The organism is Enterococcus sp. 5B3_DIV0040 (assembly GCF_002140755.1).
GTDB classification, from domain to species: Bacteria; Bacillota; Bacilli; order Lactobacillales; family Enterococcaceae; genus Enterococcus_D; species Enterococcus_D casseliflavus.
This window is the reverse complement of the sequence record NZ_NGLC01000002.1, coordinates 172,141-182,432: the sequence shown is the minus strand read 5'-3', so window position 1 is coordinate 182,432 and position 10,292 is coordinate 172,141. Positions and strand designations below refer to the sequence as shown.

10 protein-coding genes are annotated in these 10,292 nt (G+C 38.2%); 7 read left to right on the top strand and 3 right to left on the bottom strand.

Annotated elements, in window-relative coordinates:
- On the top strand, nt 1-828 hold an 828-nt coding region (locus A5883_RS13180; protein WP_141108426.1), incomplete at its 5' end, for a Spy0128 family protein.
- An 81-nt stretch (nt 829-909) separates the two neighbouring features.
- Here the strand turns inward: A5883_RS13180 and A5883_RS13175 are convergent.
- Nucleotides 910-1,581, bottom strand: coding sequence for a prepilin peptidase (locus A5883_RS13175; protein ID WP_086338823.1), 672 nt, complete (start codon nt 1,579-1,581; stop codon nt 910-912).
- Nucleotides 1,582-1,706: 125 nt separating this feature from the next.
- Between A5883_RS13175 and A5883_RS13170 the strand changes: the two genes are divergently transcribed.
- Nucleotides 1,707-2,195 (top strand): Dps family protein, encoded by a 489-nt coding sequence (locus tag A5883_RS13170; RefSeq protein ID WP_005230382.1) that lies wholly within the window; start codon nt 1,707-1,709, stop codon nt 2,193-2,195.
- Nucleotides 2,196-2,235: 40 nt separating this feature from the next.
- Here the strand turns inward: A5883_RS13170 and argH are convergent, their stop codons facing one another.
- Both argH and A5883_RS13160 read right to left on the bottom strand, forming a co-directional pair.
- The gene (argH, locus tag A5883_RS13165; RefSeq protein WP_086338822.1) at nt 2,236-3,615 is read right to left on the bottom strand and encodes an argininosuccinate lyase; all 1,380 of its coding nucleotides are present in this window, start codon (nt 3,613-3,615) and stop codon (nt 2,236-2,238) included.
- 54 nt (nt 3,616-3,669) lie between these two features.
- Nucleotides 3,670-4,884, bottom strand: coding sequence for an argininosuccinate synthase (locus tag A5883_RS13160; protein WP_005233014.1), 1,215 nt, complete (start codon nt 4,882-4,884; stop codon nt 3,670-3,672).
- A 406-nt stretch (nt 4,885-5,290) separates the two neighbouring features.
- On the opposite strand from A5883_RS13160, the gene rplM reads away from it, so the two are divergent.
- From rplM to A5883_RS13135, 5 genes are all read left to right on the top strand, one after another.
- On the top strand, nt 5,291-5,737 hold the full coding sequence (gene rplM / locus A5883_RS13155) for a 50S ribosomal protein L13 (protein WP_303393675.1): 447 nt from the start codon (nt 5,291-5,293) through the stop codon (nt 5,735-5,737).
- Nucleotides 5,738-5,752: 15 nt separating this feature from the next.
- Nucleotides 5,753-6,145, top strand: a complete 393-nt coding sequence (gene rpsI, locus A5883_RS13150; protein ID WP_003128901.1) for a 30S ribosomal protein S9 — start codon at nt 5,753-5,755, stop codon at nt 6,143-6,145.
- A 1,273-nt stretch (nt 6,146-7,418) separates the two neighbouring features.
- On the top strand, nt 7,419-8,039 hold the full coding sequence (locus tag A5883_RS13145; RefSeq protein WP_086338821.1) for a hypothetical protein: 621 nt from the start codon (nt 7,419-7,421) through the stop codon (nt 8,037-8,039).
- On the top strand, nt 8,039-9,241 hold the full coding sequence (locus A5883_RS13140) for a hypothetical protein (RefSeq protein ID WP_086338820.1): 1,203 nt from the start codon (nt 8,039-8,041) through the stop codon (nt 9,239-9,241). The genes A5883_RS13145 and A5883_RS13140 overlap by 1 nt, the downstream gene beginning before the upstream one ends.
- Complete coding sequence (locus A5883_RS13135; protein ID WP_197525958.1) at nt 9,228-9,965, top strand: TatD family hydrolase; 738 nt, start codon at nt 9,228-9,230, stop codon at nt 9,963-9,965. The genes A5883_RS13140 and A5883_RS13135 overlap by 14 nt, the downstream gene beginning before the upstream one ends.
- The last annotated feature ends 327 nt before the right edge of the window (nt 9,966-10,292 follow it).

The following is a 10,292-nucleotide window of genomic DNA, read 5'->3' as shown; positions in this document are numbered from 1 at the left end:
GAAAACAGCTATCAACCACAAGCAGGCAGTGTCGTACTAAGTGCCGAGAAAGTCTTAACTGGTCGTACGCTACAAGCAAATGAATTCGATTTTGAACTAGTCAATGAAGACGGAACTGTTCTTCAAACAAAAGCCAACGACGCCACTGGCAAGATCTACTTCGATGCTCTTGCATATGACAAAGCAGGTGAGTATCACTACACCATTCGTGAGAAAACAGGAACTGACGGTACCATCACTTACGATACAAAAGAGCTTGCGGTAGTTGTGACCGTGACGGATGAAGCTGGACAGCTCACGGCAGTTGCGGAATACGAAGGCGATCAAGTCTTCGAAAACAGCTACCAACCACAAGCAGGCAGTGTCGTACTAAGTGCGAAGAAAGTCTTGACGGGTAGAAACTTGCAAGCCAACGAATTCGCATTTGAATTAGTGGATGAAGCTGGAAAGGTTCTGCAAACCCAACACAATGACGCAAACGGAACGATTACCTTTGATGCATTGACGTATGACGATGCTGGGGAACATCGTTACACGATTCGTGAAAAAGCTGGCAATGACGCCACGATCATCTATGATGAAACCACCTATCAAGTAACGGTCACCGTCAAAGAACAAGCAGGAAAATTAGTAGCTGAAGCGGAGCAAACGGCAGAGATGGTATTCAACAATCATGTCAAAGAAGGCAAAACACCGAAGCCGGGAACTGACAACTTACCGAAAACCAATGACACTACGACCGCTGGTTGGGTCGTCCTTGGACTGTTGTTAGTAGTGATCGCAGTAGGCATCTACCTTGATCGCAAAAAACGGACGCCGTTATCATAGGCAGGGGAAGCAACAGAGCAGAAAGAGAAAGCGGGATGAGGCCAACTTGTCCCGCTTTTTCCTGTCCCGTTTTTCTTCACTTCAAAGAAAAAAACCGTCAAAAGTATGAAACGCTAGAAAGCGAACAATCAGCAAACCCAGACTCAAGCAGGGGACGAAGGGCAACTGCGCCAATCGTTTCTTCCAGATGCCTTGATAGCTAAAAAAAGCGAGGAGACCGAGACTGCTGGCTACCAGTAAGAGGGCCAAAAGGGTCTTTGGCGCTAGCCAAGTGCCCCAGCCTGCCAGCACTAAGAGATCGCCGCCGCCCATTTTTTCCTGCCAGACAAAAAAGACCAGTGGAACCAGCAAGCCTAAAGACAGCCATTGAAAAGAAGCGCCGCTTCTAAACTGTGCCAGCGCTAGCAGTAGGTGGGCGGGGTACAGCAGTTGCGGGTAGACGCTATAGTCTATCAAGTCGGTCAAGCTGAGTAAAAAGGCACTGGTCAGCCAGACAAAAGCCAGGAAGCTTTCTGAATCATGAAAGGCAAGCCCGCAAAGTCCGCCATAGCATATGCAAGCGAAGACCCAATAAAGCGGGGGTGAAAGCCATCTTGTAGGAAGGAGAAGAAACCAATGGTTATCCGAAACTTTGTTCACTTTCTGGTAGTGAGAACGAGAATCACTTTTTGGCAGATTCCAAAACAGAGTATGTAAGAGCAAAAGCCAAAAGAAGCCGAGTAAAGCGCCTAAAAAAAACACGAAAATCGTCATTTTTCGTACCCCCTCATAAAGAAATACGTAAGAGAGTGAGAAATTTTCTCAAATAGATGATTTTGTTGTACTTTTTAATTGTTTCGTATTATCCTTAAAATAGATAATTTAGAGGAGGAATCGTTATGAAATTTGAACAAACAAAAGAAGTATTAAACCAACTTGTTGCTGATTTAAGCCAAATGGCTATGGTCGTTCACCAAACACACTGGTACATGCGTGGACCTGGCTTTTTGACATTGCATCCAATGATGGACGAATTCATGGATGATCTAAATGAGCAATTGGATGAAGTTTCTGAACGCTTGATTACATTAGACGGTTCACCATATTCAACTTTGCGTGAAATGGCAGAACACACTCAAATCCCTGATGAAGTGGGTAACTGGGACCGCACGATTCCAGAACGCTTAGCTACATTGGTGGAAGGCTACCGTTATTTAGCGGACTTATACCAAAAAGGGATCGAAGTATCTGGTGAAGAAGGCGACGATCCAACCCAAGATATCTTCATCGGCTTCAAAACAGCCATCGAAAAACGTATTTGGATGATCCAAGCGCACTTAGGCGAAGCGCCATTGATCGATCCAGCGAAATCTCGCGTACGTCATTAATCAACAAAAAACCAGCGAAGAATTTTCTTCGCTGGTTTTTTTACTTGCTTGTTAATAACGTTTTGGCGGCTTCAATTTGCTGTGCCACTTGATCAAAACCGGTGCCGCCATACGAATGACGATTTTTGACGGCGGTATAGGAGTCAAGCTTTTCAAAAATATCGCTGTCGATGGCAGGATGGATCGCTTGGTATTCTTCCAAGGAAACATCTTGCAGATAGATGCCTTTGCTCAAACACTCGCTGACAAGTTTGCCGACGATCTCATGGGCTTGTCTGAAAGGCACGCCTTTGCCAGCTAAGTAATCCGCTAATTCTGTTGCGTTGGAAAAATCCTTTTCAGTGGATTCTTGCATCCGTGCTTGATTGACCTTCATCGTTGCGATCATGCCCGTCATGATCTGCAAGCTTTTCGTGATGGTTTCGGCACTGTCAAACATGCCTTCTTTGTCTTCTTGGAAATCTTTGTTGTACGCCAGCGGCAAGCCCTTCATGACCGTCAAAAGACCAAAGAGGTTCCCATAGACACGTCCTGTTTTTCCACGGATCAGCTCCGCCATGTCAGGGTTTTTCTTTTGAGGCATGATGGAACTGCCAGTGGAGAAGGTATCGGTCAGTTCCACGAATTGGTACTCGTGGCTGCACCAAAGAATCAGCTCTTCACAAAAACGAGACAGATGCATCATCAATAAAGAGGCGTTGCTTAAAAATTCCAAGATAAAATCGCGATCGCTGACCGCATCTAGGCTGTTGCTGTAAATATTGCTGAACCCTAACTCTTGAGCGGTGAAGGCACGATCGATAGGGAAGGTAGTTCCTGCCAAAGCGGCACTGCCTAAAGGCATCACATCGATGCGGCTCAAACTCTCACTGAAACGCTCTTGGTCACGCGTCAGCATGCTGTAATAGGCTAAGAGGTGATGGGCAAATGAAATCGGCTGAGCATGCTGCAGATGGGTATAACCGGGCATGATGGTGTAGATGTTGGCTTCGGCTTGTAAAACCAGCGCTTCTCGCAATTCAGCGATCAAAGTGATCACGTCTTGCACGACTTCTTTCAAATACAAATGCATATCGGTCGCCACTTGGTCATTACGACTACGGGCAGTATGCAATTTGCCTGCCACTGGTCCAATCAATTCATGCAAGAATGTCTCGATGTTTAAATGGATGTCCTCATTTTCAATCGTGAAGGTCAATTCGCCAGCGGCTAATTGCTGCTGAATCGTGGTCAAGCCGCCAATGATCGCTTCGCCATCGGGTTGACTGATGATGCCCGTATGGACCAGCATTTTGACATGTGCCAAACTGCCAAGAATGTCTTGCTTTGCTAACTTTTGATCAAACGTGATGGAAGCCCCAAAAGCATCGATCCATGCTTCATTTTTTCCATCGAAACGTCCGCCCCATAATTTTGCCATATTCTCACCTCAAAAAAAGATTACGGCTGAAGCGGCAGCTTCAGCCGTGCATACTTAAATCAATGTTTCTGTTAGTTGCTGTTGTGCTTGGATCTCAGCGTGCACTTTGCTTGGCAGTCCCCATAATTTGATGAAGCCGATAGCCGCATGCTGATCAAAGGTATCTGCAGACGTGTACGTTGCTAAGTTTTCATCGTACAAGCTGTTTTCAGATTTCCGTCCTTCACAAATGACGTTGCCTTTGAACAATTTCAAACGCACGATTCCGTTGACGTAGACTTGCGTGCTTTTCAGGAAGGTAATCAATGCTTCCGTCAATGGATTGAACCATAGGCCGTCATAGATGACTTGGGCTAATTGCTGCTCAATGATTGGCTTGAAATGCGCCAATTCCCGCACGAAGACCAAATCTTCCAATTCTTTATGAGCCGTCATCAAAGCGATCGCTCCCGGACATTCATAAACTTCCCGTGATTTGATCCCCACCAGACGATTTTCGATATGGTCGATCCGACCAACGCCATGCTCGCCAGCCATCCGGTTTAGTTTCATGATCAATTCTGCTAGATTCATCGTTTCGCCATCAATGGCGGTCGGTACCCCTTGATCAAAAGTGATCTCAACGATCGTTGGTACGTCAGGAGTATCTTCTAATTCTTGCGTGATGGCGTAGGCCCCTTTTGGCGGCGTTGCCCAAGGATCTTCTAAGACGCCACACTCACAGGCACGTCCCCATAAGTTTTGGTCGATGGAATATGGATTATCCAAGTCAGCGGGAATCGGCACCCCTTTTTCAGCCGCATAGGCAATCTCTTCTTCCCGAGACCATTTCCATTCCCGAACCGGTGCGATGACTTTCAAGTGAGGCGCTAAAGCGGCGATCGCTACTTCAAACCGAACTTGGTCGTTGCCTTTACCGGTACAGCCGTGGGCGACGGTCGTTGCGCCAGTCGCTAATGCCAACTCCACCAATTTCTTGGCGATCAATGGACGAGACAAAGCGGAAACAAGAGGATAAGAATTTTCATAAAAAGTATTGCCTTGTAAAGCGATCAAAGCAAAATCTTGGGCGAATTCTTCGCGGGCATCGATGGCATAAGATTCAATCGCGCCAACTGCCAAAGCTTTGTCTTTAATGGATTGGGTATCGCGACCTTCACCGATATCTAGGCAGCAAGCCACTACATCATATCCTTGGTCCGTTAACCATTTAATTGAAACGGAGGTATCTAATCCTCCAGAATAGGCCAATATTACTTTTTCTTTCATACTTATTAACTCCTTTTCCGCGTGTTTTCAAGTGATTGAAGCTATCTTATCAGAATAAAAATAATAAATCAAGGGTAAAATTAAATATTTATACATAAAAGTGGTGATTATCAGGTTTTTATACTATTATTGGTGATTGAGGAAAAGAAGTGGATGCTCACTTCGTTAATGAAAGTTTATACATAATATTCATTTTGGTATTCAGTTTTAGAAGTCTGCAACAACAAGTTTCATTTTTCAGAGAAAATGGCAGAAAACGAATGGAGAAAATTTTCAAAAAGAGGCGGAATTACGTTGACATTAGGCTTTATAGAAGGTATTATGTTATATGGTATTGTTTGCCCCACAAGAGCCCCGGAAACTCAAGTGTATGTCAAACATTCGTGAAATTGAATTGGAGGAAAAAATTGTGCGTACAACATATATGGCCAAAACAGGCGAAGTAGAACGTAAATGGTACGTAGTAGATGCAACAGATGTTCCTATGGGTCGTCTTTCAGCAGTAGTAGCATCTGTCTTACGTGGTAAAAATAAACCAACATTCACACCTCATGTGGATACAGGCGATTTCGTAATCGTCATTAATGCAGAAAAAATCAAATTAACAGGTAACAAAGCAAGCGATAAAATTTATTACCGTCACTCAAACTTCCCAGGAGGATTGAAATCAGTCTCTGCTGGAGAATTACGTGCTAAAAATTCTCGTCGTTTGATCGAAACTTCTGTAAAAGGCATGCTTCCTAAAAACACTTTAGGCCGTAAACAAGGAATGAAACTTCATGTTTATGCTGGCGCTGAACACCCACATGCTGCACAACAACCAGAAGTATTGGACATTACAAACTTAATCTAATAGGAGGGAATTTCATTGGCACAAGCTCAATATATCGGCACTGGCCGTCGTAAAAATGCAGTAGCCCGCGTACGTTTAGTACCAGGTACTGGTAAAATTACTGTTAACAAAAAAGATGTTGAAGAATACATCCCACACGCAGACTTGCGTGAAGTAATCAACCAACCATTCGGTGTTACAGAAACTAAAGGTTCATACGATGTTTTTGTAAACGTAAATGGTGGTGGATACGCTGGACAATCAGGTGCAATCCGTCACGGTATCGCACGTGCATTGTTACAAGTTGATCCTGATTTCCGTTTAGCTCTTAAACGTGCTGGCTTACTTACTCGTGACGCACGTATGGTTGAACGTAAAAAACCAGGTCTTAAGAAAGCTCGTAAAGCTTCTCAATTTTCAAAACGTTAATATATTCTATATATCAACATTTCAAGACATTTTCCATTTATTTGGGAATGTCTTTTTTTTGTTTTGTGGTAACATATAGTATAAAAAATAGAAGGAAGTTAAACAAATGAGGTGAGTTCGTTTAATTTTGAAGAAATGGAAATTATGGATAACAGTGATTTCGAAAACTATTTAATACCTTTGGGACTTCCATCAGAAAATATACTAACTACAAAGTCGTAAAAGAATCAAATATCAGGCAGCTTTTAAACAATAATCCAAAGCATAAATCTCAAAATTCAAAAAATGCAATATAACTTTCGAAATTTAATTGGAAGATTTGTCTCAGCGTTAGATGACTTATGGAATGAGGTTGCTATTAATTTATATAACAAAAATAATAGTGTGTTGTATGAAAATTTTTTTGTGATTCAGCAGTAGGAGATAATTTAAGAGAAGATTATGTTGATATAAATGACTTAATTGATATTAAAGATAGAGTTTTATTAGATAATTGTTTAAAGATTGAGATAAAAACTGATATTGTTCATCAAAAATTAGTTCATATGTTGAATAAGAGGAATAATATTAGTAGCGCTCATCCAAACGATGGACAAATCAAACTTTTTGAATTATTTGGATGGCTTTAAACATGTACCGTGAAAGTAAGATAATTTCAAAAATGCTGACTTGGTTAACAAGTTCTTAAGAAAGCTCGTAAAGTTTCGCAGCTTTCAAAATGCCAATATAGCAACATTTTCAGACGCTTCGCAATTTAGTTTGGTAAATGCTTTTTTGAACTGACAAAAAGCATAATGATCTCAACCTGAAGACTATATGGTTAAGAGATAATTGTAGACAGTTTAGTGAATGACCAAAATATATGAGGAAATTATAGTTTGCATACGCAGTAAATCAATACTCCAAGAAGTCTGGGAAAATATAAATGAGTCAGACCTCAATTATATGAAAATTCACGCTGAATGGTGTTACATATAAAGTAAAGATGGGGTAAAAATGCATCAAGAACTGTAATACTGATCCAAACAAGTTTACTATACCAAAACGCATATTCACGTTAAATTCATATATTCGTAATATATACTTATAGAGTTATTTCGCTAGGATAAGTAGAAAATGGAATAAGACAATACTATATATAAATATATATATAAATGATTGAAGTATTATTTTTAACAAAACTTGATTTTTAGGTTATAAGAAATGCCATAACCTTGTATAATTGGTTAAAAGGAAAGCTATTTTCTATACTAAATAAGAACGGAGTGATTTCATGGGAACAAACAAAGCTAGAGTTGATAAATCTATTAGAAAAATTCTCGCAGGAAAGTCTATTGACGAGGCCAAATCGAGTTTGCCACAAATAACTAGTACGATAAAAAGTAATTTTATTGGCAAAGAAGTTTCTGAAGAAACTTATCAGAGTATTGTAGGTGTTGTAGGTGGAAAGCTTTCAAAACTTTATGCATTGGAAGAAGATGAGTGTGAAGAAATAGCACATAATTTGTTAAAAAGAGAACAATGGATAAACGAGGTAATGGAGCTTGTTGAAGATAATCTGAATGTGGAAATGTCTGAAATATTACTAAAATCATTGCGAATAGCTTTAGCAGAAACTATTAATGAAGAAAAAGATGAAAGGTATTTTATAGAGAAATTGTTATACCGAATTGTGTTCCTGTCATTAGAAAATACAATGCAAGGAGCATTAGAAGGTTTAGATGAAGGATTAACTATCCCGCAAATTAGAAAGGAATTCATTGAACCTCTTGCTGATAAGTTATTTGAAGATGATGTGAGAGAAAATATTTCGAACTTGATTGATGGTAAAATAACGTTGGCTACAGTAAATGAACAGATTGCTGATAAACTTAAAAATTTTGGTGGATTCTAATGGAAACAAATTCTTACTTTCAAGATTTTATTGATGAAGCTACAGATTACTATTATATGAGTGAACATGAACGATGTAATGCCTGTGACATAGTTAACGTAATGCTTGCAGCTTTTGATGGAGATATTTCTACAGGTGGAGATTCAAATAATAAAGCCCCTAGAAAAATAGCTGTTTCAGCAAAAGTATATAATATTGAAAGATGGGAAAGTTCAAAGGATCAATTGATTGAACTTCTTAATTGGGTATCTGGAGATCTGTTTAATGTGATGTTTGAAAAAAACACAAAAATATTTAATATTTTACCATTAGAAATTCCTAGTTCTCAAAAAAAGTGTATAACTCTTTTTTCAGGAGGACTAGATTCTCTAGCAGGAGCATATCATAATTTTTCAAGTAATATTCTAAGTGATTACGTGGGATACGTCAATAAGTCAGAAGAGCAAACACACCAAGTATTATTACAATCTTTTTATAATAAGATTTTTTCTGTCCACGGAAGTGAGATTGATATTAGGAATAAATATCAAAAAGCAAAAACATTTCACTTTCAGTCTACACGATCTTTATTGTATCTTTCATTAGCGATATCGAAAGCAATATCTAACTCTACAAGAGAGATTAGAATGTATGAGAATGGCATCCTATCTTTGAATCCAGAATTTGGAAGATTTACTACAAAAACCACTCATCCTAAAACAATATTTCTTTACAATGAACTTCTTACTGCTCTTGGCTATGATATTCGAATTTTAAACAAGTTTGAGTATAAAACTAAAGGAGAAGTTATTGCAAATATGAATTTTGAATTTAAATCACAAATAAAAAATACTTTTACATGTGGTAAAAGCAGAGCTGGAAGACATTACAAACATAAAGGGCAATGTGGTACTTGTATTCCATGTATACTTAGAAAAATATCTTTAGCTTCGCATGATAATGAGACTTTTGATACTGAATATTTTGTTGGGTATGAAAATATCACTTCTGCGCCAAAGAATTATTTGAAAGATTACAATAACAATGTGGGATATTTTGAAGCATATGTCGAAGCTATTAAAAATGATACAATCTTTGGTGAAATATCTAACAATAAACCGAAATTTCATGAGGATGAAAGTTACTTACAAAAACAAAAAATAATGTTTGATAAATTTGTCTCTGAATACGAAAGGTTTATTGAAAAATATGGGATATATTGATTTGCATGTTCACATTGATTTTTATTCAAAACCATTAGAGTTAGCTAAAGAGTATGAAGAATTGAAGATATACGCTATTTTTGTCACTTACTTGCCGGAAATATTTTTGAAAACTCGATATGAATATGAGAACTATAAGTATGTACGAATGGCATTAGGGTTTCATCCAGATATGGTAGGAGAGTATATTTTTAGTAGGAATGAGTTTGAAAAAGGATTGAAGTATACTAGATATATTGGAGAAGTAGGACTTGATTTTTCTGGATCAAATCAACGATTAAAAAAAGAGCAAGTTGAAATATTTCAACAAATAACTAATCCTAAGTACAACAAAGGTAATATTTATTCAATTCATTCTAGAAAAGCAGAAGTGGAAGTTCTTGAGATACTCAAAAAAAATAATGTGAGAAATGCAATTTTTCATTGGTATACTGGTGGAAAAAAAACGTTGAAAGATATTGCTGAATCGGGTTATTTTTTTTCTGTAAATCATAAAATGCTTTCTTCAAAGAATGGGTTGGAAATCATTCAAAGCATTCCTAAATCACAACTATTGTTTGAAACGGATGGACCATTTGCAAGAAAGGATAAAAAGATTGTTTATCCCCGAGACTTAAAAGAAATTTATGATGATTTTGAGAAGGTAATCCCAGGTTTTGAAAAGATAGTTTTTTCTAATTTTAAAAGGCTGTTATTTCAGAAAGATATTGATCGAATTAACTAAGTCAAAAATTTAAGTATAGTGAAACTTTAGAGTGTTGATTTAAAGTTATTTATTGATAATAAATATTTCATGTTGAACATATTGTAAAAAACAATATATAGGTTCTGTCTCTTATACACATCAGATGTGTATAAGAGACAGGATGATGAATGTCTAAAATTGAATGATGACCAAAATGGGATTTTATACGAGATATCTACCATTTCTCCCGAATTACTAGTATATCTGATAAAAAGAACTATTGAGAAAATCTTTTTAAAAAAAAGCAAAAAAAAAATGGATTCTCGTTTTTTCAATAGTTTAAGATATATGAGCATACATTCTTCT

Bases quoted from the DNA above. Each gene is read 5' to 3' on its own strand.
- A5883_RS13175 (WP_086338823.1), bottom strand. From the start codon at position 1,581: ATGACGATTTTCGTGTTTTTTTTAGGCGCTTTACTCGGCTTCTTTTGG.
- A5883_RS13170 (WP_005230382.1), top strand. From the start codon at position 1,707: ATGAAATTTGAACAAACAAAAGAAGTATTAAACCAACTTGTTGCTGAT.
- argH (WP_086338822.1), bottom strand. From the start codon at position 3,615: ATGGCAAAATTATGGGGCGGACGTTTCGATGGAAAAAATGAAGCATGG.
- A5883_RS13160 (WP_005233014.1), bottom strand. From the start codon at position 4,884: ATGAAAGAAAAAGTAATATTGGCCTATTCTGGAGGATTAGATACCTCC.
- A5883_RS13145 (WP_086338821.1), top strand. From the start codon at position 7,419: ATGGGAACAAACAAAGCTAGAGTTGATAAATCTATTAGAAAAATTCTC.
- A5883_RS13140 (WP_086338820.1), top strand. From the start codon at position 8,039: ATGGAAACAAATTCTTACTTTCAAGATTTTATTGATGAAGCTACAGAT.
- A5883_RS13135 (WP_197525958.1), top strand. From the start codon at position 9,228: ATGGGATATATTGATTTGCATGTTCACATTGATTTTTATTCAAAACCA.